The sequence below is a fragment of the Rhizobium hidalgonense genome (assembly GCF_005862185.2).
Lineage (GTDB): Bacteria > Pseudomonadota > Alphaproteobacteria > Rhizobiales > Rhizobiaceae > Rhizobium > Rhizobium hidalgonense.
In genome coordinates, this window is record NZ_CP054028.1 from 1320028 (window position 1) to 1345656 (window position 25629).

19 protein-coding genes and 1 pseudogene are annotated in these 25629 nt (G+C 58.7%); 10 read left to right on the forward strand and 10 right to left on the reverse strand.

Annotation, left to right across the window (positions count from 1 at the left end; genetic code table 11):
- Window positions 1-185 precede the first annotated feature (185 nt).
- Both FFM81_RS27560 and FFM81_RS27565 read left to right on the forward strand, forming a co-directional pair.
- Window positions 186-1670, forward strand: a complete 1485-nt coding sequence (locus FFM81_RS27560) for an aldehyde dehydrogenase (RefSeq protein ID WP_138385536.1) — start codon at window positions 186-188, stop codon at window positions 1668-1670.
- Window positions 1670-4144, forward strand: a complete 2475-nt coding sequence (locus FFM81_RS27565) for an FAD-dependent oxidoreductase (RefSeq protein WP_138385535.1) — start codon at window positions 1670-1672, stop codon at window positions 4142-4144. Before FFM81_RS27560 ends, FFM81_RS27565 begins: the two co-directional genes overlap by 1 nt.
- Window positions 4145-4645: 501 nt before the next feature.
- On the opposite strand, the gene FFM81_RS27570 is transcribed toward FFM81_RS27565, so the two are convergent.
- Genes FFM81_RS27570 through FFM81_RS27580 form a run of 3 tightly spaced genes read right to left on the reverse strand, consistent with a single transcriptional unit; the run spans window position 4646 to window position 10099 of the window.
- Complete coding sequence (locus FFM81_RS27570; RefSeq protein ID WP_138385534.1) at window positions 4646-7912, reverse strand: error-prone DNA polymerase; 3267 nt, start codon at window positions 7910-7912, stop codon at window positions 4646-4648.
- On the reverse strand, window positions 7909-9426 hold the full coding sequence (locus tag FFM81_RS27575) for a Y-family DNA polymerase (protein ID WP_173883867.1): 1518 nt from the start codon (window positions 9424-9426) through the stop codon (window positions 7909-7911). The genes FFM81_RS27570 and FFM81_RS27575 overlap by 4 nt, the downstream gene beginning before the upstream one ends.
- Complete coding sequence (locus FFM81_RS27580) at window positions 9341-10099, reverse strand: ImuA family protein (RefSeq protein ID WP_138385675.1); 759 nt, start codon at window positions 10097-10099, stop codon at window positions 9341-9343. The genes FFM81_RS27575 and FFM81_RS27580 overlap by 86 nt, the downstream gene beginning before the upstream one ends.
- A gap of 296 nt (window positions 10100-10395) precedes the next feature.
- Between FFM81_RS27580 and FFM81_RS27585 the strand changes: the two genes are divergently transcribed.
- Window positions 10396-11169 carry an SOS response-associated peptidase family protein gene (locus FFM81_RS27585; protein ID WP_138385533.1) on the forward strand — a complete coding sequence of 258 codons (774 nt, stop codon included), beginning with the start codon at window positions 10396-10398 and terminating at the stop codon, window positions 11167-11169.
- Between the two features lie 12 nt (window positions 11170-11181).
- Here the strand turns inward: FFM81_RS27585 and xth are convergent, their stop codons facing one another.
- Window positions 11182-11952, reverse strand: a complete 771-nt coding sequence (xth, locus tag FFM81_RS27590) for an exodeoxyribonuclease III (protein WP_138385532.1) — start codon at window positions 11950-11952, stop codon at window positions 11182-11184.
- Window positions 11953-12164: 212 nt separating this feature from the next.
- Here xth and dinB point away from each other — a divergent pair.
- From dinB to FFM81_RS27610, 4 genes and pseudogenes are all read left to right on the forward strand, one after another.
- Window positions 12165-13264 (forward strand): annotated as a pseudogene (gene dinB, locus FFM81_RS27595) (DNA polymerase IV).
- Between the two features lie 247 nt (window positions 13265-13511).
- Window positions 13512-14744, forward strand: coding sequence for an endonuclease/exonuclease/phosphatase family protein (locus FFM81_RS27600; protein WP_138385673.1), 1233 nt, complete (start codon window positions 13512-13514; stop codon window positions 14742-14744).
- Window positions 14745-14828: 84 nt separating this feature from the next.
- Window positions 14829-15479, forward strand: a complete 651-nt coding sequence (locus FFM81_RS27605; RefSeq protein ID WP_138385531.1) for a hypothetical protein — start codon at window positions 14829-14831, stop codon at window positions 15477-15479.
- Complete coding sequence (locus tag FFM81_RS27610) at window positions 15476-17554, forward strand: patatin-like phospholipase domain-containing protein (protein WP_138385530.1); 2079 nt, start codon at window positions 15476-15478, stop codon at window positions 17552-17554. The genes FFM81_RS27605 and FFM81_RS27610 overlap by 4 nt, the downstream gene beginning before the upstream one ends.
- 136 nt (window positions 17555-17690) lie before the next feature.
- Here the strand turns inward: FFM81_RS27610 and FFM81_RS27615 are convergent, their stop codons facing one another.
- A complete protein-coding gene (locus FFM81_RS27615) occupies window positions 17691-18482 on the reverse strand; it encodes a hypothetical protein (RefSeq protein WP_138385529.1) in 792 nt (263 codons plus the stop codon).
- 328 nt (window positions 18483-18810) lie between these two features.
- On the opposite strand from FFM81_RS27615, the gene FFM81_RS27620 reads away from it, so the two are divergent.
- From FFM81_RS27620 to FFM81_RS27630, 3 genes are all read left to right on the forward strand, one after another.
- Window positions 18811-19971, forward strand: a complete 1161-nt coding sequence (locus tag FFM81_RS27620) for a hypothetical protein (RefSeq protein WP_138385528.1) — start codon at window positions 18811-18813, stop codon at window positions 19969-19971.
- 188 nt (window positions 19972-20159) lie between these two features.
- A complete protein-coding gene (locus FFM81_RS27625) occupies window positions 20160-20927 on the forward strand; it encodes a hypothetical protein (protein ID WP_138385527.1) in 768 nt (255 codons plus the stop codon).
- A 454-nt stretch (window positions 20928-21381) separates the two neighbouring features.
- Complete coding sequence (locus FFM81_RS27630; RefSeq protein ID WP_246401314.1) at window positions 21382-22212, forward strand: hypothetical protein; 831 nt, start codon at window positions 21382-21384, stop codon at window positions 22210-22212.
- Between the two features lie 83 nt (window positions 22213-22295).
- Here FFM81_RS27630 and FFM81_RS27635 read toward each other — a convergent pair whose 3' ends face one another.
- The 5 genes from FFM81_RS27635 to FFM81_RS27655 are packed head-to-tail and all read right to left on the reverse strand — an operon-like array spanning window position 22296 to window position 25548.
- A complete protein-coding gene (locus tag FFM81_RS27635) occupies window positions 22296-22805 on the reverse strand; it encodes a hypothetical protein (RefSeq protein ID WP_138385526.1) in 510 nt (169 codons plus the stop codon).
- Window positions 22802-23284: a very short patch repair endonuclease gene (locus FFM81_RS27640; RefSeq protein WP_138385525.1), complete on the reverse strand. Its 483-nt coding sequence runs from the start codon at window positions 23282-23284 to the stop codon at window positions 22802-22804. The genes FFM81_RS27635 and FFM81_RS27640 overlap by 4 nt, the downstream gene beginning before the upstream one ends.
- Window positions 23274-23855: a hypothetical protein gene (locus tag FFM81_RS27645; protein WP_138385524.1), complete on the reverse strand. Its 582-nt coding sequence runs from the start codon at window positions 23853-23855 to the stop codon at window positions 23274-23276. The genes FFM81_RS27640 and FFM81_RS27645 overlap by 11 nt, the downstream gene beginning before the upstream one ends.
- Window positions 23855-25369 (reverse strand): DNA cytosine methyltransferase, encoded by a 1515-nt coding sequence (locus FFM81_RS27650; protein ID WP_138385523.1) that lies wholly within the window; start codon window positions 25367-25369, stop codon window positions 23855-23857. Before FFM81_RS27650 ends, FFM81_RS27645 begins: the two co-directional genes overlap by 1 nt.
- Entirely contained in the window at window positions 25366-25548 is a 183-nt protein-coding gene (locus FFM81_RS27655; protein ID WP_210384122.1) for a ribbon-helix-helix domain-containing protein, read from the reverse strand. Before FFM81_RS27655 ends, FFM81_RS27650 begins: the two co-directional genes overlap by 4 nt.
- Window positions 25549-25629: the final 81 nt, after the last annotated feature.

Sequence of the window (25629 nt, forward strand, 5' to 3'; positions counted from 1 at the left end):
TTTTAAACTACTGGTGATAATAATAAACCGATAGACGACCGTCAAGACCAAACTGGAAGACAAGGGATTTTGCCAAAGGCGGATCAAGCGAGGTCGAACATCTGGACTGTTGTACCACATGGCTCGTCTTTCCAAACAAACGTGACGGAACGCAACTCGGAACCGATCATAAGGACGCTTTAGTTATGGATCAAACCCAGATCGACCAGCTTCGAAACCTTCCGATTCCGGAGCAAGGTCTTTTTATCGACGGGGAAAGACGGAAGGCTCGCCACGGCGGAACGCGTAACGTCGTATCGCCGCTCGATGGCTCGATCCTAACACGTCTCGCTGAAGCAGACGAAGGTGACGTTGGTCTCGCCGTGGCGAGTGCGAAAGCGAGTTTCGAGCGCGGCTCATGGTCGAAGGCAGCACCTGCCGAACGCAAGAAGGTGATGGGCCGCATCGCCGATCTGATCGACAAACACGCCCTCGAACTTGCCGTCCTTGGCGTTCGCGACAACGGCACCGAAATATCGATGGCGATAAAAGCGGAGCCCGGAAGTGCTGCTGGCACTTTCCGCTACTATGGCGAGCTGCTCGACAAGGTTTACGGCGAGATCGCGCCAACGCATGGTTCGGTTCTCGGGCTGGTACACCACGAACCCGTCGGCGTCGTAGGCGTGATCGTTCCGTGGAACTTCCCGATGATGATCGGCGCCTGGAAAATCGCTCCGGCACTGGCCGCTGGAAATTCGGTCGTTATCAAACCGGCTGAGGTGGCGTCACTGTCCCTGTTGCGGCTTGCGGAAATTTGTTCCGAAGCGGGGCTTCCTCCGGGAGTTCTCAACGTCGTCACCGGCCAGGGTTCCACAGTCGGCGCGGCGCTGGGGCTTCACAACGATGTCGATGTCCTGGCGTTCACTGGCTCCGGTCCCGTGGGTCGCAAACTTCTCGAATATTCCGCGCAATCCAACCTCAAACGCGTGTACCTCGAACTTGGCGGAAAGTCGCCCAATGTCGTGTTTGCCGATGCGCCAGACCTCGATCAGGCAGCCAAGGTTGCGGCCTACGGTATCTTCCGGAACTCCGGCCAGGTGTGTGTGGCCGGCTCAAGACTTCTTGTAGAGCGCTCAATCCACAGCGATTTTGCGCGTAAAGTCGCCGAATACGCTTCGAAAATGCGTCTGGGTGACCCTCTCGATATCACAACGGAAGCGGGCGCGGTCGTCAGTGCAGACCAGCTTTCCAAAAACCTCGACTTCGTCGCACGCGCTCAAGCAGAGGGCGCGTCGCTTCTCACAGGCGGCACTCGCATCCGTGAGGAAACGGGTGGCTTCTTCATGGCGCCGACGGTGTTCGACAACGTTACTCCTCACTCTGTCATTGCTCAGCAGGAGGTGTTCGGACCGGTGCTGGCGATCACCCCTTTCGACAGCGAGGTCGATGCGGTCAGCATCGCAAATTCGACGATCTACGGGCTGGCGTCGGGCGTCTGGACCTCCAACCTCGCGCGTGCTCACCGCATGATAAGGGCGATCAGGGCGGGCGTCGTCCACGTGAACACTTACGGGGGAGCGGACATCACCGTGCCCCTTGGGGGTGTTGGACAATCCGGCAACGGCCACGACAAATCGCCGCACGCGCTCGACAAATTTCTCAACCTCAAGACAGCATGGATCCAACTCTGATGACCCAGACCAATTCCATCAAGACACTGCCAGAAAAGGCCCCCGTAGTCGTCATTGGCGGAGGGATCATTGGCATATCGTCCCTTTACCATCTCGCCAAACGCGGCGTAACCGGCGCTGTGCTTCTGGAGCGCAAGCAGCTTGCAAGTGGAACGACGTGGCATGCGGCCGGCATCGTTGGACAGCTGCGCGAATCCGGCTCACAAACGGCTCTGTCCAAATACACCGCACGGCTGTTCACGGAGCTTGAAGGCGAGACGGGTCAGGCGACTGGCTATAAACAGAACGGCACGCTCCATCTCGCTTTATCCGATATTCGCATGGAACAACTGCTGCGCAACCATGACCATGCCAGACGAATGGAAATCGAAAGTCACATTCTGTCTATCCCTGAGCTGGAAAAAATCTGGCCCCTCGTGAATTACGACGGCGTCCAGGGTGGTTTTTTTGTTCCGTCCAACGGCCAGGTCAATCCCCTGGACGTCACCCAAGCAATGGCCCGCGGCGCGCGCAACAACGGCGCGCTTATATTTGAAAACACCGCTGCCACGAAAATCCTCACGAAGAATGGTCGGGTCATCGGGGTCGAGACCAGCCAGGGAGTCATTGCGACCGAGAAGGTCCTTCTGGCCGGTGGAATGTGGACAAGCCGTTTCGCTAAGGCGCACGGCGTCACAGTGCCACTTCATGCGGCGGAACATTTCTACATTGTCACCGAAGCAGTCGCCGATCTGCCCCGGACGCTGCCCTGTCTTGTCGTCGCAGAAGAGCGGACATACTGGAAGGAGGACGCGGGCAAACTGCTGATCGGCGGCTTCGAAGCACTTGGAAAGGCCTGGGGGAAAGCAGGTATTCCCGATAGCTTTGAGTTTGACGAACTTCCATTCGACATGGAACACAATGAACCGATCCTTGAGACGATCTTCGCTCGCATGCCGGCCCTTGCCGAAATGGGCATCAAGACATTTTTCAACGGTCCGGAGAGCTTCACGCCGGACGGAAGACCTTACCTCGGACCTGCACCCGAGATGCCTGGGTTGTATATCGCGGCGGGCATGAATTCTAACGGCATTCTGAATTCCGGTGGCGTCGGCTTGACCATGGCGGAATGGCTGATCGACGGATATCCCAGCCGAAGCATGAACTCGATGCTGGCTTCTCGCGCGCATCCATTCCAGTCCAACTCCACATACAACGCGGATCGGGTCGGTGAATCCGTTGGTTTTCACTACGGCCTCCATTGGGCCGGCCGCCAGATCGAGACGGCGCGCGGGGTGCGCCGGGTGCCTCTCCACGAGAAATTGAAATCGCAAAATGCAGTTTTTGCGGAGCGCATCGGCTGGGAGATCCCCATGTACTACGATCCCTCTGGAGAGGGCTGGCAAGACAAGCCGTCGGCTCGCGAACAGTATTGGTCACCCCTTGTGGCCGAAGAATGCGCCGCAGCGCGGGATGCGGCAGTGCTTCTGGATCAGTCGATGTACGCGAAACTTCTGATTCAGGGACCAGATGCAGTAACCTTGTTAAATAGGGTCTGCGGTGCCCAGATGGATGTTGCGGTCGGAACGTCGGTCTACACGCAGGTCCTTAATCACCGCGGCGGCATCGAAGCCGATATTACTGTAACCCGAATTGCATCGCAGAAGTTTCTGCTGGTCACGGGACATCCAAGCCAGGTTCGCGACCGCGCCTGGCTTGAAATGCACGCCGATCCTGACTGGCGCTTTGAGATCTTCGACGCAACGTCGTCCTATGCGCTTTTGACGATCCATGGTCCGAAGTCTCGCGAGATTCTCTCCGCGCTGACAACGGACGACCTAAGCAACGAGACGTTCCCATTTGGCGCAGCGCGGGAAATCGATCTCGCTCATGCACGTGTCTGGGCGATCAGACGATCCTTCGTTGGCGAACTCGGTTATGAATTGCTGATCTCGACCGAGTTTACCCATGGTGTTTACGAGCGCATTCTGGAGGTTGGAACCCCGCTCGGCCTGAAGCATATGGGCATGTTTGCCATGGGAAGCTGCCGCATCGAAAAGGCGTTCCGGCACTTCGGACATGATATCGGTGAAGAGGACACCCCTTACGAAACGGGCCTCGGATTTGCTGTCGATCTCAACAAAGGCGAATTCACCGGCAGGGACGTTCTTGCGAAACAAAAATCAGGCGGGGCGGCGACACGCTTCAGAACGGTGACGATCTCTGTCCCCGACCTTGATATCAGTGGCCCTTATCTGGTGCACAACGAGCCGATCTGGAGAGGGGATGAGCTTGTAGGCCACGTCACGTCCGGAGGGTGGGGCTATCGTCTGAACAAAATGTTGGGGCTTGCAAGCCTGCACCGCGACGAAGGCGTTTCGAAAGCATGGATCGATGAGGGCGGTTTCGAGGTACAGATCGTCGGCAAACGCTATCCGATACAGGTGCAACTCCAGCCCTTCTACGACCCGCAGGGAGAGCGGATGCGCGGCTAAAGCGACGAGGGACTGAACTCCCTCTGCAACCGCATTGCCGTACGAGGCGGCTTTGCAGCCACGGTGTCTGTGAGCGTTCTCGGCGACGAGGAACGCCTACGGACACCGTTGAGGCAAGAGGTTGGAGAGGCTGTGAGATCCTCTATTCGCTGGCAGGCCAAGGGCGCCACGATACCTGGCGCGATCTCGGCTGCAAGGACTGAGGTCCCCCGAACTCTCGACACCAACGCGACACGCTCGGCGCCTACGAGGAGGGGCCGTCCCTTCACGCGGCCATTGACGTCTTCTGGCGCTCCCGGTTGGCGGAACTGCAGTCGTTATTGACACCCGCGCGGCATTGAAGCGAGTGTCGAAATTGCGCGCGACACCCGGTTAGCGCGCTCTATAAGCGCAGTGATCCGTCTTACGATCGATCCCGAAAACGATGCCAAAGTCCCTCCCTTTGAAGCGGATTCGAACCTCCGCATTCTCCATCAAGGATCATCTATTACGATGAATCCCTTAGTGAAAGTTCCGGCTTTTCACCTTCAGCGTATCGATATGAAGGTCGGGAACGAAAATATCCCTCGGCTTGACCGTCGGCGCTCGATCCCGCGAATCCGGACTGCCCGGCGATCCATGGGCGAACTCGTCACCGCGACCCGTCGGCAGCTTGAACTCCCCATCGCGATCCGCCAAGGCGGACAGGTCGCCGGACAGATCGAACAGTTGCTGGGCGATGAGGTGCACGACCTCCCCTTCCCGTTGGATGCGGCCGTTGATCGCCATCATGCTCGATCCGAGCACGACGCGCCGGCGTCGCTCGAAGAGTTTTGGCCACACGACAATGTTCGCCGGACCAGTCTCGTCTTCGATCGTTAGGAACATGACACCTTTTGCCGATCCGGGCATTTGACGGACGAGAACGAGGCCCGCGGTCATCAACCAACGGCCATCGCGGGCAGTCATCGCTTCCTCGCATGTGACGATGCTTCGCGCGGCGAGGTCCTTGCGCAAGAACGCGATCGGATGCTCGCGGAGGGTCAGGCCGGTATGGCTGTAGTCCTGGATAACGTTGTGGCCATCTGTCATCTGCCGGAGTTTGACATCAGGTTCGTGCTGCTCGGCAATCGTCTTCATCTCGCGCTCGGCCGCAGCAGCAAAGAGCGGCAGTGGCTCGTCGCGCAAAGCTTTGATCGCCCACAGCGCATCCCGGCGCTGAAGTTCGAGCGATGGCAGGAAAGCATCGGCCTCCGCCAGTTCGACCAACGATGCTGCCGGAACGCTCGCGCGCCGCCACACGTCATCGACGCTGTCGAAGGGCTGATCGGCACGGGCGGCCACGATGCGTGCCGCATCGACTGCGGCCAGTCCACGCACCAGACGCATACCCAGGCGGACGGCATGGCGGCGCTGGTCACCCACTACCGGCTCGAGCGTGCAGTCCCAGCGAGAGCGGTTGATACAGACCGGCCGGATCTCCACACCGTGGTTGCGGGCGTCGCCGACGATCTGGGCGACCGCGTAGAAACCCATCGGTTGGCTGTTGATCAAGGCCGCGCAGAAAGCGTCGGCGTAATGGCATTTCACGAAGCTTGAGGCGTAGGCGATGAGCGCGAAACTCGCAGCGTGGCTCTCCGGAAATCCGTAGGAGCCAAAACCTTCGAGCTGCGAAAAGGTCTTTTCAGCGAACTCCGGCGAATATCCATTCTTCACCATGCCGGAGACGAGCTTGTCCTTGAACTTTGAGACGCCGCCGGTGAATTTGAACGTGGCCATCGATTTACGAAGCTGATCGGCCTCGCCGCCGGTAAAGCCGGCGCAGACCATCGCCACCTTCATGGCCGACTCCTGGAAGAGAGGCACGCCGAGTGTCTTTCCAAGCACGGCTTCCAGTTCGGGGGTCGGGTAGACGACCGGTTCCTTCCCCTCGCGACGGCGCAGGTAGGGATGCACCATGTCACCCTGGATCGGCCCGGGTCGGACGATGGCGACCTGAATGACGAGATCGTAGAAGGTCCGGGGCTTCAGCCGCGGCAACATCGCCATCTGAGCCCGGCTTTCGATCTGGAAGGTGCCGAGCGTGTCGGCCTTGCGGATCATCGCATAGGTCGCAGAGTCTTCCTGTTCGATATTCGCCAGGTCGATCGTTTCGCCCTTATGCTCCTCTATGAGCTTGAATGCTTTTGCCATGCAGGTCAGCATCCCCAACGCCAGGACATCGACCTTCATGAACTTCAGGGCTTCGACATCATCCTTGTCCCATTCGATCACCTGCCGGTCGACCATCGATGCCGGCTCGATGGGGACGAGATCGTCGAGCCGATCATGCGTCAGCACGAAACCACCCGGATGCTGGCCGAGATGCCGGGGGGCTCCCATCAGCTGCTGCCCAAGTTTCAGCGTCAGTGCGAGGCGACGGTCGTCGGGATTGAGGTTGAGTTCGCGCAGGTTCCGGTCGCCGACCAGCTCGGCCGACCAGGACCACATGCCTGACGATAGCGCCTTGATCATATCCTCCGGCAGACCGAGTGCCTTGCCGACATCCCGGATCGCACCTTTCGCACGATATCGTGTCACGGTCGCGCACAGTGCTGCCTTCTGATGTGTGTAGGTCTTGTAGATCCACTGAATGACCTCTTCGCGCCGCTCGTGCTCGAAGTCGACGTCGATGTCCGGCGGCTCGTCGCGCTCCTGGGAAACGAAGCGCTCAAAAAGCAGATCGTTCGTCTCGGGATCGATCGACGTGATTCCGAGGATGTAACAGACGGCGGAGTTGGCGGCAGATCCCCGTCCCTGGCAGAGGATGCCCTGGCTGCGGGCATATCGGACGATCGAAAACACGGTCAGGAAGTAGGGTGCGTATTTCATGGTCCGGATGAGGTCGAGCTCATGCCGGATGATTTTCAAAACATTCTGCGGCAGACCTTCCGGATAGCGCGCAGGCGCGCATTCCCAGACATAATGCTCAAGAGACGCTTGGGCGTCCTTGCCAGGGACAATTGCCTCCTCAGGATATTGATAGGTCAGTTCCTCGAGCGAGAACCGACAGCGATCGGCGATTTCCATCGTCCGGGCCAATGCTTCCGGGTAACGGGGGAACAACCGCTGCATCTCTTCGGGCGGCTTGAGGAATCTATCCGCATGACGCTCCCTTTGAAAACCGACGTCGTCGATCGTGGTTCTGGTGCGAATACAGGTGACGACGTCCTGCAGCTGACGGCGCGACGGTTCGTGGAAAAGAACATCATTCGTCACAACGGTCTTCACCTTGAAGCGTGTGGCCATGTTCGACAGCTCGTGTAGCCGCATCTGGTCGTTCGGCCGCCGGCGAAGGGAAAGGGCCAGATAGGCCCGGTCCCCGAACATCTCCGCCATCTTTCTGAGCTGCAGCGCGCAGGTCTCGTCGGGCAGATCGGGCACCAGAATGCCGATCAGGCCTTCGGCATAGAGGGCAACGTCGTCAAGATGCAGGATGCAGTTGGCTTTTCCGCCCCTGCCTTTGCCGAGCGTCAGCAAACGGGTCAGGCGCGAATAGGCGGCACGATCGGTCGGATAGACCAGGATCGACATGCCGTCCTGCAGATCGAGACGACAACCGACCACGAGGTGAACGCCTGTGGCGCGCGACGCCTCCAGAGCCCGGACGATGCCGGCGAGCGAGTTTCTGTCGACGACGCCGAGCGCTTCGATGCCGAGCGCCTTGGCGGTCGCAAACAGTTCAACCGCCGACGATGCTCCGCGCAGGAACGAGAAATGTGTTGTGACCTGGAGCTCGGCATATCTCATGCGAAGATCCCATGCAGGAACCATTTATGCGAGCCGGTCGCCGCATCGATGCCGTCGCCCGACCTGAATATCCAGAACCGTTCGCCGCCCTCGTCCTCGATCACGAAATAGTCGCGCACCGCGTCGAACTCGGAGCCCCTCGTCCACCACTCGCCAAAAATGCGCTCCGGGCCATCGGCACGTTTCACCCGCCGTCGCTTGCCGCGCCAGGTCATCGAGACGGGCGGATGATCGGGCATGAGCGCGATCACCTCGATCAGTTCCGGACGGGAGAGGAGGCGAACGGGCCGGGGCCAATGCAAGCTCCATGACGCACCGGTTTCCTCGGCAACCGCACTGACGCGCTTGACGCTACGCTCGGGCACGTCGCTCGCCACAGGCGCCATGCGATACACACGCTGCCCGCGATTGCCGATCACGTCGATCAGCGGCGCAATATCAACGATCTCCTCCTCGATCAGGGAGGACGCTTTCTGCACCTCAGTGAGCGGTTCGGCGATGACGGCAACCAGCGAGAGTTTCTCGATCCCAAAGCCCGGCTCGATCTTCTCGATCCGGTCCTTGAAGAGCTTTATCAGCCAGGCCACATCGCGAGCGGGTTTCGCGGTTCCAGCGCGGATCGCCTGCATGGTATTGTCGACCTTGTGGACGAGAAGGTCTGCGCGGCGAACACCGAGGCCCTTTTGCTGGAGCGCTTCGCAGAGTTCAACGACAAGCCGCGAGACATATTTGGCGATGGTCTCAGGCGCGCCGATCGGCTCGGCGAAGGCGCGGCTGACCTTGATAACATCCATGGGACGGATCGGATCGATCGGCTCCGGCAACCGCCCATACATCTGGTCGAGACGACGGCCGATTTCGGGACCGAAGCGAAGGGCAAGCGGCGCGCGTGGTGTGGCCGACAGCTCGCCGATCGTCTGAAACCCGAGGGTCCGCAGGCCGACGACGATTTCAGAGGGCAACCGCAAGGATGATGCCGGCAGCCGCTCAACGAAGCGGGATGTCTCGCCCCGCGCAGCGATCAGAGTATCGCGCGGGCTCACCCGTGCCAGCGCATGCGCCGCACCCCAGCTATCGGCAATCGCAACCCGCGCGGTCAACCCCTTGGCTCGGAAGCGATTGACGATGCCGGACAGCATCAGATCCTCGCCACCCTGGAGATGATCGGCGCCCTCGGTGTCCATGACGATGCCGTCGGGCGCATCCATTGCGACAATCGGCGTGTACTGCGTCAACGCCCAGAGCGTGAGGCGTTCGAGGGCGGCAGTGTCCGCGATCGGATCGGCGTCGACCATCTGCAGGCCCTGCACGATGGCCTGCGCCTTGGCTGCCGGCATGCCGATATGAAGGCCCGCCGATCGGGCCGTTTCATCCGGGGCCGCAATCCAGCGTTTGGAACCACTCTTCGCGACGACGACAAGTGGCCGCTCAGCGGTGAGCATTCCCACGCCATTGGCCCGCCTGATCCTGTCGATCGCGAGATGCGGAAGATAAATGGATACGACCCGTGGCATCGCACGCTCCTACGATAAACTCTGCGCACTCACCCGCTTTCACTCTCATCAGTTCCAGCAGCCATCGCGGCCGCCCGACGCCCGGAACCGGCAGCTCTTCCGATGGCAGTACGCTGACGCGCCACCGGGATGTCGAGGCCGTCGGCTGGCCAAAATCCGATGCCTCTGTCTGCCGTCGCCATCGTCGCACGACCAGCCCCATCGTTCCGGTCTTCTCGGCCGCAAGCTGAAGCCGGCGAGACGCGGTCATGGGAAGACGGACGAGTTCACCGACCACGGCGCCCAGGCCACCGTAACCAAGACCTTCCTCCATGGTCGCCAGGACATCTTCTTCCCTATCGGCTTCGGCAAAGACCACGCGATCGGGATGAAGACCCGCCAACGCCAGCGCCGGGAAAAACAGATCCGGACGCGTCATGCACCAGAGGATCTGCCCCTTGGTTCGCGCAGCGATCCCCGCCACACAGAGTGCGGCGGCAGCACCATCGACCGTTCCGGACCCGCCACCCGCGAACTCGTGCAAGGCGCCATAGGCCAGACCGCCGCCCGGAAGCACGGCGTCTATTTCGGAAACCCCAAAAGCAAGGCAGCCGACCTTCCTCGCCGAACCGCCCTCGAGTGATGCGATGCGCTCGCGTAGATCGGTAATTACCCTGTTGCGGGCAACAGTCATCATTCACGCGTCCCTTGAAGGCCGTGTTGGAGTTTCGACTTCATGTCGTTCGAATGCAGATGTTCTCTATCTGTTCCGATGTAACCGAAGAGTCAAGCAACCGAGAATAGGAATATTATCTCTCAACTTTAGGAGACCAAGAGATTCGCTTTGCGAATCATGGCCATGGGCCAATTGCAGTGATTTAGTCAAAGCAGGAAAAAAATTCCCGGATTCGCAACTACGACCCGCCGGTTGGCATTTGGCAATTCCATCGGTTACGATGCTCGCAGTGTTCACGGGAATGGTCACTGCCCATGTGCAATCTGTACCGCATGGAAGACAAGGATTGGGTTGCCAAGTGGGCTCAGGACGCCGAGAGCATGATCAATCTCATGCCGGCGTACCAAATGAACCCGGATCAGATGGGGCCGATCGTGCGCAATACGGCCGATGGCAGAAAGCATCTGGTGCATGTGCGCTGGGGTCTGCCCTCCCCACTATTCGCTCTCAAGAAAGAAGCTGAGAAGAAGGCCGAAAAACTGCGAGCCAAGGGCAAGGAGGTCGACTTCGAGGCCCTGCTGCGTGATCAGGTGGACGGCGGCACCACGAATGTCCGCACTCTCAATTTTCCGCACTGGAAGCGTTGGTTTGGTGTCGAGCATCGCTGCCTTGTCCCTGTAACCAGTTTCGCGGAGCCCGATCCAGCCAGCAAGGAAGAGGGTGGCAGGACCCCAAACGCCTGGTTCGCGCGCGATGAAAGCAAGCCCCTGATGTTCTTTGCTGGCATCCATGTCCCACAATGGACGAGCGTGCGGAAGGTCAAGGATGGACTGACAACCGATGACCTCTACGGTTTCCTGACCACCGATCCGAACAACCTGGTGAAGCCTATTCATGAGAAGGCCATGCCGGTCCTGCTGCTGACCAAGGAAGAGACCGATGTTTGGATGCGCGCGCCATGGGACGAGGCAAAAGCGCTTGCCCGTCCGCTGCCCGACGATGCGCTAATCGTAGCATCCCGGGAGCCTTACGGCTCGACGATCGTGACGAAGTCCGGAGAACCGGTCGCCCAGGCGAGCCTTTTCTGAGCCTGGCCCGGTCTAAAGCAGTTCGATCCAAACCGGTGCATGATCACTCGTGTGGTCCCAGCCTCTCACCGACTTGTCGACCTTGGCCTGCTTGAGATTGTCAGCAAGTGCGGGGCTTAGCAGGAAGTGATCGATCCGCAGCCCCGCGTCGCGGGCAAAGGCATTTCGGAAATATTTCCAGAACGTGTAGATCCGCTCATCGGGATGTAGGTGCCGCACCGCGTCCGTCCACCCCTGGTCAACGAGCGCGGCGTACGCCGCTTTCACCTCCGGTCGGAACAGCGCATCGTCCCGCCACCGTTCAGGTTTGTAGACGTCGAGGTCGGTCGGCATGACATTGAAGTCGCCAACGAGAGCGACGGGGATATCTAGCTCGAGCAGCTCCGCCGCATAGTCATGTAGCCGTTCGAACCAGCGCAGCTTGTAGTCGAACTTCGGTCCCGGCGCAGGATTGCCATTGGGTAGATAGAGGCAACCGATAATCATGCCGTCGATTGCCGCCTCGATATAGCGGCTATGCGTGTCGTCTAGATCGCCGGGCAGGCCGCGCCGCGTTTCGAGGGGATCTTGTCCACGCGCTAGAATGGCCACTCCATTCCAGGATTTTTGGCCATGCCAGATGGCGCCGTAGCCGGCGCGCTCAAGTTCTCGACGCGGAAACTTGTTGTCCGGCGCTTTCAGTTCCTGCAGACACACGACATCCGGCGCCGCCTCGTCAAGCCAGCGCAGCAACACGTCTAGCCGGCCGTTGATGCCGTTGACATTGTAGGTGGCGAGTTTCACCGACGGTCCGCGCTTGCGATCATGGGACTGTTCTCCTGCTGATATTGTCACAGGAACAGAACGCCTCGGCAGGCCAGTAGTTTCACCGCATTCAGGACCCGGTAACTCCGATTGTTGATATCGCGGCGAAGACTGCTATGTTCTCTCTTTGTTTCGGTGTAAAACCTTCAACCGGAGACGCCGAACCTGCAGCCCTTCTTGTAAAAGCCGCCATGGACGACATGAGCAACATCCCAATCCGGAAAATCGTCCACGTCGACATGGATGCATTTTACGCGTCGGTCGAACAGCGCGACAATCCGGAACTCCGCGGCAAGCCGCTCGCCGTCGGCGGATCGGCGGCACGCGGTGTGGTGGCTGCCGCAAGCTATGAGGCGCGGGCCTTTGGTGTCCATTCGGCCATGCCGTCGGTCACCGCAAAACGGAAATGTCCAGACCTGATTTTCGTGCCGCCGCGCTTCGACGTCTATAAGGCGGTTTCCCAGCAAATCCGTGAAATCTTCGCCGAGTACACGCCGCTGATAGAGCCGCTGTCGCTGGACGAGGCCTACCTCGATGTCACCGAGAATCTGAAAGGCATGGAAATTGCCACCGAGATTGCCCTGGAGATCCGCGCGAAGATCAAGCAGGTCACCGGGCTCAACGCCTCCGCCGGCATTCCTACAACAAGTTTCTCGCCAAAATGGCCAGTGACCTGAACAAACCCAACGGCCAGGCCGTCATCACCCCGAAGAATGGGCCAGGCTTTGTCGAAACCCTGCCGGTCAAGAAATTCCACGGCGTCGGGCCGGCGACCGCCGAGCGCATGCGCAAATACGGGATCGAAACCGGGCTCGATCTGAAATCGAAGACGCTCACCTTCCTGCAGGAGCACTTCGGCAAGTCAGGTCCGTATTTCTATGGCATCGCCCGTGGCATTGACGAGCGCCAGGTCAGACCCGACCGCATCCGCAAATCGGTAGGCGCGGAAGACACATTCGTCGAGGACATCGATAATCTCGAAGGCGCGACCGCAGAGTTGAAGCCGCTTGCCGAGAAGGTCTGGCGCTACTGCGAGGCCCAAGGGATCAGCGGCAAGACAGTGACCGTAAAGATCAAATACTCGGACTTCACCCAGGCGACGCGCAGCCGGACCGGCACAGTGCCGTTCACTAACATGGCGGATGTATTCGACGCTGCATCTGGACTTCTGGCAACCGTCTATCCCTTCAAGCTGTCCGTGCGCCTGTTGGGGGTGACACTCTCGTCGCTGACCAACGATCAGCCCAACGACGGGACCGAGGAACAGCCGCAACTCGATCTCAAGCTGTAGCAAGGTGCGAGGCCGCGTCCGATTTGGCGCAAACAGCGGATCGATCGAGACAAGGACGCAGCTCGATCTCGCGGGTACGATCGGCACAACACATCCTCCGATCGATCCCCCCAGATTACCCGAAACACCTATCGTGCGATCTTAGGTAAGTTCGAAAATCGACGCGCGTGCGCTCGAGGAACACTTGCGTAGACAAGCAAATTGTAATTCACTTCCTACGATCAACTTTGAGGCGAGGGAGACGTCCATGGTCAGGTATCTGGCAGCATGCATTTTTGTTCTGTTCGGATTCGCCGAGGCACAGGCGAGCCAGATTACCATCGCCACCTGGAACCTCGGCTGGCACATGGACCTCGAGACGGCGCAGCAATGGATCGGCGGATGTTCGAAGAACTATGTCGAAGATCCCGCGACCGGCAAATTCAAGCCGTCCCAGGAGGCGGGCTTCAAGCCAGGATGGGACATCGACGTCTTCAAGATCGAGGGTTGGGACGTGAGCCGCTATCCGGTCTGCAGCGTCTACTTCGCCGGGGGCGCCGTTCGTGTCAGTCTCGAAGCCTACCGGAAGCGGCAGGAGCAGATCGCGAGCTTCATATCGCGGGCCATACCCGCCGACATCATTGCTTTCCAGGAGGTCAGCGGCGAACAGTCTGTCAGGGAAGTCCTCCCGAACGGTGGCCTCGACTACGATTTCTGCCCCGTCACGGGCTACAAGGTGCAGCGCCTGGTCATTGTCTGGAAGAAGACGTTGGGCGAAAAGGTGTCCTGTGCGATTGAGGATGCGCTCAGCCTGCCCACCAACCCCGACGACAAGCGGCCGCGCCCGGGCCTTGCACTCACGCTTAAGATTGACGGCAAACTGCTTCGCGTCATGGATGTCCACCTCAAGTCCAGCTGCGTATCGCCTTTCGACGGCGGAAACCTGGAGGGAACTGCTAGGGACTGCACGATCCTGCAGCAGCAGGTCAATCCGCTCGAAAGCTGGATCGAGCGCGCGGCGGCCGACGGAGCCAAGATCGTTCTCCTCGGTGATTTCAACCGTAACTTCTGGCATGAGTTGCGCGACCAGCGACCGGCCAGGACCGACGCCAGCGGGACCTCGACGCCGCGACCAGCGGGCGTGTTGTCCCGGTCTCTCATAGAAGAAGTCGCCGACGGTCAGCCGGCGGCTGCCAACCTCAAGATTCTCGATGAGCACTGCCAGATCAGCGATGCCGGACAGGCACTCTGCACCCAGGCAGAAATCCGCGACCTGACCACGCCCGAAACGCAACTGCTCTCGTCTGACACCTACCTCGGATGCCGCAATCCAGTGGGGCTCGATCATATCCTCGTCGGACCCGGCATCGACAGCAACGGCCCGGCCGAGCACCTGAGCATAGGGAGCTATGGCGGCAACAGAGCAGGCAATCCGAACGGGAAAGATCAGGTCCTGGCAATTTCGGACCACTGCCCGATGATCGCGCAGCTGAACTTTTGATCCCGCTTTTTGAACTTGGCCGCCAGATACGAACCACCAGCATAACGTCTACCTATGGTATCGGCGGGCTTCCCAGTAAAACGGATGCAAAGTGAGATCCGGTTAATGACGATACAACGGGCATCTGATCTCGACGAACACGCATTGCCAATAAAGCTTCTTGCCGATCGTGCAGCCGGGGTTTCTTACTCGGTCACACAATGGTGCCGGGTATTCGCCTTCCTCATCACCCTGGCAGCCTTGTCGCCGATCGCTGCCGTTGCACAAACGGGCAATTGCCGCGTGACCCATATTGACTATCACGAACGCCCGGCGCTGGACGCCGTAGAGGACTTGATCGGTGCTACTTACGTCCTCTCATCCTTCCGATACGTACCTATTTCGAATGCTGAACGGCAGCCTGGTCAATCAGAAGCCGCCCGCATAATGCCGGACATTGTCGCGCAAAATCCTGACGTCATCGTCGTGCACGGCTCAACTTTTACTGGCTCGGCCAATCTCCGGCTGGAGCTCGGCGAATTGATTCGCGGCGTCTACCGAGCAAAGGGCGATATCCGCGGCTTTTTGGTTTACAGTTCAGCGCCGCTCGATGCCTCAAAGCTCTCAATTGACGGGCCGCTGCGTAGCAAGCTCAAGTTCATGTATGCGCCGATCTTGAACCGCTTTCGCCCGCCCGATCCGAGTGCGGAAGCTCTAGAGCGCAAGGTGCGACGTTTGTGTAAGAGTGCGCGATGAGCTCAACAGCTTTGAGCATTCTTGCCGGACTTGCAGCTGCGGGGCTGCTTCTCCTTGTCGTCGTTAAACAGCGTTGGGTCGTGCGGCGCCTTCCCTTGCTGTTCCTTTGCGCTATCGTCATTTTGTTATGCTTGGTCCAGCCGGCGCAACTGACTGACACTTTCGTCGCAATGAGCGACCAAAAGCAATATGCTGGGCTGGCCGTTGGCTTTTTCATCCTGGCGCTGATGCCGTTCGTCATCTGCTTGGTTCGGCTTGATGACGCGCGCCTCTCAATCTTCGATACGGTCGTTTGCCTGCTGCCGGCGTTGACACTCGCAGGTCTCGGTGCGCTGTCGGCTCCATACAGCGCGTATCTATCGGTTCCCGCTATTCTCGTAGGCTGGGCGGTGGCCCGATGGTCGCCGCTCTCATCGCCACGTGTAGTGTCACGAAAAAACACTGTCTTGGCCACTCTTGGATTTCTTTACGGTGTGATTTCACTCTTTCTCGCGTTCAGTCCGGTGTGGCTACCGACCACGCTCGGTCCCATCACGATATTTTCGCTGGGACTATTACTTCCTACCCTGATTATCGCGGCGATTATGCAGTATCCGAAATCCGCTTTATGTTTCCTGTTGGTATGGCTGGCCGTTGCTGCCTTCAACAAGCAGTTCGCGACAATCCCGGTGGGTAAGACACAGCCGGGTCGGACTGCAAAGGAAGCGCTAGAAATCTGGCTAGCAACGCGCCATGACGCCGTCGATCGATATGAAGAGGCGAACCGACCGCTGCCCCTGATCATCATGTCGGCAGAGGGCGGCGGAATATATGCGGCCGCACATAGCTTTCTAGGCTACCGGGCGCTCACGCACTATTGCCCCCAATTGAAAACGCAGGTCTTCGCAACCGTCGGCGTATCGGGCGGCGCGCTCGGTTTCGTCATGGAACGCGCATTGAACCATCCTCAAGCGGATATGCAGTGTCGCGACGACCTTGCGCCAAAAGACATTCCCGATGCGATTACCGCTGATCTTCTCTCCCCGGTTCTCGCCAATCTGCTCCTCCGTCAGCCAATCGCTTGGCTAATGCCGTTCTGGAACACACTCCCGGACGGCGGGAGCACTCTTGCGAAGACGCTGTCGCTCGCTTTGGGATCGACAAGCGACACGCTATCGAACATGCCCGAGGATGCAGCTTTGCTGTTCGTGACGACGGACGCCCGATCAGGATCGCGCGTCATCTTTTCCCCGATCCGTTTCGAGGTCTCCGGCGAACTTAAGACGTTCTCATTGGCGGAGAGTTCCCCCGGTGAGGCAATCGGTGAGACGATAATCAATGCGGCTGTAGCCAGCGCGCGTTTTCCGTTCCTGACGCAATCGGCCGTGTTCAACGATGGCAAGGCACAGCACGTTCTTGTTGATGGCGGCTATGCGGATAACACCGGAGCATTGACTGCATCGAACTTGATCTCCGCCATCAGAAAGATTCGGATTGTGTCCCTGAAAAGGGGCGACTGCAGCACCCTCAGCGTCGTGTTCACCGAGAGCTTCCTGAGCGACGCCGATTGGAAGAACTGCAAGCTGCCGCTGTTCCTGGCTCATGTCGCCTTTGCCGCCGACCCTACGCTAGACACGAAGCCACACGCAGATCCGACGTTCGTCGATCCACTCCTGGCGCTGCTCAGCGCCCGTGTCAGCGAGGCGCGCCGAGCTTTGAACCGCCTTCAGGAAGGACAGCGCAATCCTGCGCTGGACATCACCTCACACGTCGACAATGGTTTCTACGAACATCGAATCGCCCACTCGGAACTTGCTTTGCCACTTGGATGGCGTCTCTCGCCTAGCCGAGCAATCGCGCTCTTGAACGACATTGCACCAATCGATCTTTGCGAAGTCGAAACCAAAGACGGTGCGCGGTGGGGCGCCGCTGAACAAAGCTTATCCGTTACGCCCGAACAAGCTAAGACCGCTTTTCCGCAGAGGGAACGAAAAGTGCGCCAAGAAGCAATTCGCCGTCGTACGGGTTGCAGCATGCGCGTTCTGATGCGACTATTCGATTTCAAAGGTCGTGTGTCGATCAACGGGTTCAACTGAGCGGCGGAAAGCTGCCCAGCACCGCAGCGAGATTAAATGTCCGCATCTTGGGTTGCTTGAGAAGGGCACTCTGCCGTCGTTTGATATCGAGCGCTCCGAGCCTTGCCTGACTAGACAATCATCCTCGCCTTGCTGGTCAGTGATTTCGTTTGGACTCAATGCGATGAGTCATGCCTGACTTTAGTGATGTCCAGCAATCGATCCCGTCACACTGCAACGTTACTCGAGACATTGAAGCCCGAAGCTCGCGCGCTGAAGGGCGGCTCGAGAGGAGCTCGTCGACGAAAGCGTGCATCGACGCCGCGCTCGCCGTCGGTGGTAAAAACGCCAGAAGGAAAGTGAAGCTCCTCAAATGGACCGCCCGCAGCCACTTCATGCCGCTCGGCGTCGGGCAGCCAAAGAACCCGACACGGTTTACGGCCGGCCTCACGGCCGCCGGCATTCCGTCTTGCAGCTCGTCCGCGGGTATTTCGCTGGGATATGTCATCTCCAGGAAGAGCTTTATATTCCGTCCTGCGGGCAGGCTCTGCCCCATTATATACGGAAGCAACGGCTGAAACAGGGGCACGTCGGCGCCGCTCATACGTGCTGAGTTGTACGACATCTTAAGCAACCAACGTTTAAGCCGGTGATAGTCGTAATCCAGTGAAACCTTCTCTCCACGCTCGCGAATTACACAAAAATCACGATCGAAGGCCTCGCAGATATAATTATCAAGCTTCGATAATTCGCCGTTGTTACAGACTGCACAAACATCCCGAATAGTAGGTTCGTTTGAAAGAGCCTTATCCAAACGGGCAACCCAGAATTTTTGCTCGCCCCCGTCGAGCAAGGCTACGACGCGTCGATGGAGGCTCGCGGGCCAGAGGTGTTCCTTGGTTCGCTTCCGATCCGTTGGTCCACAGAATGCACAGACCCAGCTAGTCACCAGTCCTCCCATGCGAGTTGAAGCCGCGATATACCCATCGCGTAGACTTTTCCTGAGATCGCGTCTATTCGCGCCGAGAGTCGAGAAATCAAGCAGAACTATCGGCCCACAAAAGGATCATGGGCAATTTCATTTTTCAAAATGCACCAAAGTGCTCGTAACATCCGACCCACTGGCGCACAATTGTCTGCCGATCTCCATCATCTCTGCGACTCGAGTCTTCTACGTGCGAAGCCGGAAGTCAGGTTATTCTTGTAACCGGGTGCCGGCACGGCCGGAGTGCGATTGATAGTCGAACTGCCAGTTCCTACTTGGAATGCCGACTTAAATGGATTGGCAACAACGATACGTTGCTCAAATATGTAAAGGCGATGGCGCGATGGCGCAATTCAGAGACAGTTGGGGTAATTTGGCGGGCCTTCCGAGTCGTTGGTCCTCCACGATTGGTTTGCAAGGCAACAGCCGCCGCGCCTACGAGGGTTTCCTGAAGCTGCGACTAGGACACAGCGAAGGCCGCAGCTACCTTGTTCCGGACGTATTGATAGCGGTCGGCGGTTATCGCTTTTTCTTACCCACATTTTTTGGCCCTCCCCTGCTCTCCTTCAACATCGAGCCTGGGCGGCATTTCGCCGATTTCAATTTGGACGTAGGTCATCCTCGAACGACAAAGCGAGAGCGCCTCGTGGTGCGTATTCGGTCCGAAGACCGAGTCCGCGTTTATGATGATGGTGCGCAAATATATCGCTGCACGTTTGAAGGCCCGCGAGCACTGGCATCGTTTGCAAGCGGCTTATGCAGTCCGGATGGAGGCGGAGATTTCCTGCTGCAACTCTATCACCATACGACCCCAGCCAACGCGAGAAATATCAAGTCGAGTGGCGAGCTCTGGTCATCCGCATGGAATCTCGCCGGCACCAGAAAGCTGACGAATATTGCCTATGGCTATTTCACGACCCTCTCTGAAATACAGAGCGAAGAGGATCTCCGCACAATTGCGATGGCAAGCCAAGGTACGATTCAATTTCAGACAACATCAGGCCGCCTCCGCGAAGAGGTGCTTTCTCTCAAGGTTTATCGCGACAGGACCAGAGACCGAACCGCCGCGCTTGCGTTCTCTGTGTCCTCTGAGCTCATCGCACCCGCCCACCTTTACCTGCATCCGCCCGTCGGCCATGAGCCCGCCTATTTCGAAGTCGTATGCCCGGACATCTTGAGAGTTGGCGTCCTTCCGAAAGCGAAACTGCGGTTATCTTCCTCGCAGATTGGCGTGGAACAGCTCGAAATAAAGGCATTTGATTATGTGATCATCGGGGATGCTGGCACCCTTGATGGCTTGGCTGCTCCCTTTGACGAGGAAGAGACCAAGCAGATAACGCATCTCGAAAAGATTACGCTGGAGACTGACCTTTTCGATTTTTGGTTGGCAAACCAAAACACCGATCTGGTTTCGGGACGTAATACGGATTTCAGGCAACTTGAAAAAACCTGAACCGAGGCTCTACTCTTGGCAGTCAGTATGGCGGAATTCACGATTGCCTGGGCGCTGGCGCACGGACCAAATTTCAACAGTTCCCGCCTATGTAGCTGCGATCGAAAACAGCTTGTCGTAGGTTCCTTACCTTCGTTCAGGTGATCGCTCACTGCGAAGACAAACAACACTAACGAAGGATTCGGCGGGTGCGAGAAATTGAGGATTTCACTGACGATCGGCTTAAGGCCTGGTGCATCCACTGTGGCGCGGTGATTGCCGACGTCGAGAGCAATCGCGACCATGTTCCGACCAAGTCGCTCCTGACGAAGACACTTCGAGAACGGGGCGCCGACTATGACAGCGGCGCGGGGGATGAAATGGACTATCTTCCACAGGTTATCGTCTGTCGACGCTGCAATTCCAGCTTCGCGCCAGACGAGAACTACCTCCTTTGCGTGCTTCACGCGGTTATGGCTGGAAGCCTCTATCCCGATCCGACGAAACATCCCGAAGCGGCAGCCATTCTGCGGAGTAACCGGCACGTAGTCCGATCTCTGAAGAAAGGGCCGGACGGACAGCTTCTTTTGTTCGAAAACCTCCAGCCGTTCACCCTCTTTCCCCACCCCGACAAGGTACGGCGCGTCATTGTAAAAAACGCTCGGGGCCACGCCTATCACGAGATCGGCGAGCCGCTGCTCGAAGCGCCTGATCACGTTGCATTCGTACCGCTGGAGCAGTTGAGTCGAGAGCAGCGCGACGCCTTCGAGACTGTCGGTACCGGCGCGGAACTTTCTGTTTGGCCAGAAGTCGGAAGTCGCATGACCGTCCAACTGCTCGACGAGGAAGCGATGGTCGGCGGCTGGACCACGGTCGAGCCCGGTCGCTACCGCTATTCTATAGACTGGTCCGACGCCGTGAGGGTGAAGACTGTCGTATGGGAGTATCTCGCTACCGAGACATGCTGGGAGCGCTAGACACTGCTAAACGGCTCCGGCAGCGACCGGACTATTGGTGGCGGAGTGGCCATTGGCAGCGGATGCGGTACACGCACCCGTCAGTGCGAGCCAATTTTTCGTTCATGCTCGCTGTAGCGTCACCTAAGGTGTTCGTCCTGCGACAACGGCTTTTCCGCGAACAAGAAATAACTTATCTAGTTTCAACCCCCAGCTCTGAATCGCGGGGATGCAATTAGCGAAATTAGCAGAAAGAGCATTGGATCGATTTCTGCGGCCCTCATAAAAGGTGGTCGAATAACCCAATGCCTGCTTCGGGCGGTACTCAAGGAGCTGCGGACGGACGCGTGGCGGCGATGAGATCGTGGTCCAGAGTTTTACTGTCACAGATGACCACGCTTCGCTATCCAAGTTCCTGCAGCGATTCCAGCAATCGTGAAGACGGGACATTAGCACCCGCTCAACGAGGATGATCATGAAGGCCTACGTGATCGACAGCAATATGCTGCAGTCGGACGAACTCCGCCGCTACTTTAAGCAAGAATGCGGCAATCTGGCGATACTCCCGGATCTCGCGTGGTACGAACTCTACAAGCAGCAATCCTTAGAAGGGCTGAGATTGGGGCTTTCTGTCGTCGGCGATTATGCTGAGCAGGTGATCCTCCTTCGGTCTGGGGGCCAGATATCGAGCTTGGATCCTGCGGTCGCTGAGGATTTGAAACGACTGGTCTTCGAAGGACCTGAAGGAGAGATCGGCGAACTTGTTCGCCTCGTAAGGTCTGACGAACCAATGGGCGACTTGGCGGCGGCTCAATTGAACTCGTTATGGGACTGGGCACGAACTCTGCAACCTTCGTTGATCGAAGGCGCGATGGACATCGCCGTGTCTTTTCCTGAGATGCAGGAGCAGATGTTCAATCACCAGGAGCTTCGGATTATCAGGACGAACGGCAAGTACACCGAAGAGATGGTCTTCACCACCTTCGGCGCCGCGTTGCAGATTTGGGAAACTTTGGCAGGCTATTACGAAATCGAGTGGGAGGGCCTCGACGAAACCCTCGTGTGCCGCGCCTATCTCTTTCGGTATGCACTGGGGATAGTGATCAATCTGCTCTGGTGGATCCGCGGCGGCAGTCAAGCGGTGGTGCGCATGGATCGAATGAGCAATGATCTCATCGATCTCGGTTTCGCTGTGTATGCCACTTACTTCGACGGACTTTTCACTCGTGACGAGAAGGCCGCCTGGGTTCATGCCAATCTAGTCGCAGCAATCGCAAGTTTTCGCGACATTCACAGCGCCGATTGAACTCCTGCCGCACATGTTTCCCAAAGGCCGCACGAAAAGTCCCTGGGACGCGCCCGTGAGTTTCAGAGGCTCATGGCGAGGCACTAGCCTGGCTGGGGCGTGAACTGCGTCGCTCGCGCGAGCGTCTTTGCTGCAAGCCCCACATACCAGGCATTCATCCGGCTGTCCCAGCTGCGAACCTCGCAGAACGTTTTCCAGTCGAACTCGTAAATCGCCAGCAGCTGCCAGTCGGAATCGATGCGCACGACGATCAAATATTCGAATAGCTGCTTCTCCCGGTCATCGCGATCCGGATAGACGGTACCGGTCTTACGCGCATCGAGCACGCCCTTGATCGAATAGCGGTCGCCGCGCCGGGAGAGGGCATCGACATTCTGCGTGCCGGTCGGCGCAGGCTGTAGATTGGGACGACCCGGAGTAGCGTTGTAGAGGGCGATCGCAAGGTTTTCAGCGACCTGCCCGACATTCAACGCCAGTCCGCGTCGCTTGAGCTCCGCCGCCACCCGGGCGCGCAATCGAAGCAACGCAATGTCGCTTAAGTCAGCGAGCGCGTCCGACGGATCTGTTGGCGGAACCGGCAGGGCTTGGCTCATAAAATCTCCTCCGCTGTCGGTGAAATACGTTTCTCTGCAATCTCGTCGAACATGGCGTCGCTGTTCAAGAAGGCTGTAACTTTTTGAGCGAGCTGACTTTCTGGCAGGCGGCCGCGTCCCTTAAGCGCGCATTCCCAGATCAACAGGCTGCGCCAGCCGAGCTCCTTGAGCAAGCTCACCGCAGTGGCATCGCGCTGGCGGTTCAAAGCGATCTTGGCTAGCCAGAATTCTGTGCGAGTCGCCGGCGTACGAAACAGGGAGCAGGCGTGACCATGCCAGAAACAGCCATGCACGAAGACAGCTGTGCGAAACCGTGGCAATACGATATCAGGCTTGCCCGGCAGGTCCCCGCGATGCAGTTGGTATCGGAATCCGCGGCTGTGCAGCAGCCGGCGTACTGTCCATTCTGGCGCCGTATTCTTCGCGCGGATGCGGCTCATATTGAGCCGGCGCTGCTCCAGTGTCAGTCTATCGGCCATCGCTCCCGGCCGCCTGCTCCCGGGAGACAGCATCGTCCTCGGCCAAGGGCGCACCGACCGCCAGATCGGCGGGCACGGCAGGAAAGGCTGCTGACAAGGCGTGAAAGGCATCCGACCCCGCGGACAGCACGGCTACGCTGTCCCGAAATTCGACTGCAAGGCTGGCAACGATCCCCGCATGGAGCAGACGCTCACGCTGGCGGCCGATAAAGGTCATCAGAATCGGCTGATCGCCGTCATTGTCCGCAACTGAGCGCAGAAGCACGAAATCCTTACTGTCGAGGAAAGCGCAAGCGTTGGCCGTGATCTTGCGGCCGCCGAGGCGCCAATTCTTGCCGACTTTACCAATGTTCCTGAGTTCGCGGTTGCCATAGCCTCCATAGACACAGATCAAATCCATATCCGCGCCGCCGTTTTCGAACAGCTGCGCGCTCAAGAGCTTGCGCGCGACAGGCGTGGTCAGCGCGATCGCGCGCTGCTTGCTGGTGGCGCTCAGGCGGTGCGCCGAGAAGATACCCAGGTCCGATTCCGCCAGTGATCTGACGACGATAATCTCGTCGCGCCGGCTCATCAGCGACCCGCGCCCGCCGCGAGCGGCAGGTCCTCTGAGCTTGCTTCCCCTATGAGCTGCCTGTGCAGTGTCTGTGCGATCGCGCGCGCCAGCAGCGGTGGGACGGCGTTGCCGATCTGACGGAAGGCCGGGTTCATTGTTCCCGCGAAGCGGAAACCGTCAGGGAAGGACTGCAGGCGGGCAGCTTCGCGTACCGAGATCGGCCGTGCCTGCCGGCTGTCGTAATGAATGTGGCTGTAGCCGTCCTTGCCGAGATGCGCGAGGAGCGTTCGGGCGGGCGTCACTGCTTCCATCTTGCGCCACTTGTTCGGAAATTTCCCGGCATCGTAAGGCGGCACGAAAGCGGCCTTGAGAGCATCCCATTCGGAATCGCCGTCTTCCGGCCGCTCACCCAGTGCCTGGAGCCGCTCGAGCTCGGACTCGAACAAGCTCAGTGCGTAGCGATGCGCCTCAGGATATTGATCACCAGGCTTCAGGCCGGCGAAGATACGATAGTCCCGCGGGAGGTATCGGATCACATGGTCACGCACATGCGAGCCGCCCTCGAACCCGGGCCAAGCCCGCATCGCCTTCACATAGTCGTTCTGCTGGTTATGCCCACCATAAGGGAGCATCGCATCGAGTCGCCGCGTGCCGCGCCGGAGCGTCCCTTCAGCAAGTAGTTCGCGCGCCATGATTTCCGGAAGATCGCCGATGGCCTCTTGGGTGCAGACCGCAGGCTGCAGTGTATCATCAGCTTCGGGCGCAGCCTTATATCCGCTGCCGCTGGTTGCCGCAGTAGGTAGATCCTTCCCCGTCGCCAGTTTAAGCGCGACAGCGCGCGACCCCTGATAACCGGACGGCAGGTCGATCCAGTGCGTCGGCGCGGGAAACTCGACATCGTCCGCAAGCTCCTTGCGGATTGCGATGAGGATCATCCGTTCACGCATCTGCGGCACGCCGTAGAAGGCTGCGTTGAGCAGCGTGTAGCGGACAACATAATCCTTGCCGGCGAGGATCTCGCCGATCTCTGCAGCGAGATTGTGACCGCCATGATTGAGCATGTCCGGCACGTTCTCGATTACCACCGCGAGCGGAGCGCAAGCCTCCACATAGGCGAGATATTCAATATAGAGCCGCGCGCGCGGATCATGCCGGAACGCCTCGGGGTGTTCGGCTATCTCGCGCAGCTTTGAGCGTCCAACACGCGCAAATGCCTGACAGGGTGGACCGCCGACAATGACATCGAAGGCGCTCGCCGCCGAGCCGAGACCAAGCGCCGTGGTAAGATCGGTAGGAGATGTTGCAGTGATATCGCGCGCAATACTGTGGCGGTCTTCGCCATGATGGAAGTTGAGGCCGTGCGAGCGGGCCGCTTCAGGATCATTCTCGACCGCGGCGACGATCTCGTAACCCGCCGCCTGAAAACCAAGCGAAATCCCGCCACAGCCCGAGAAGAGGTCAAGCACGCGAGGGCGCGCCCCGGCGTGTAAACGCTGGATTTTCTGGCGGATGACTTTCGGGTCAGCGCTCATGACCGGTCGCTTCCGAACGGCAACTCAGTCTGGCCGGCTTTCGTCGCAAGATAATGCAGAACTGCCTGTCGAATCACCCAGGCACAGGATACATCATTGGCAGCAGCCAACGCCTGCACTTGGCGATGCACGCCTTCTGGCAGTAATACGGTTGTGCGGACGGTTTTTACTGTTGCCAAGATTGCGAAACTCCTTAATACCGTGATACACCAGATCGCACCACAATGCACCACTTTTCCTCATGCATAGCCGGACGCGAT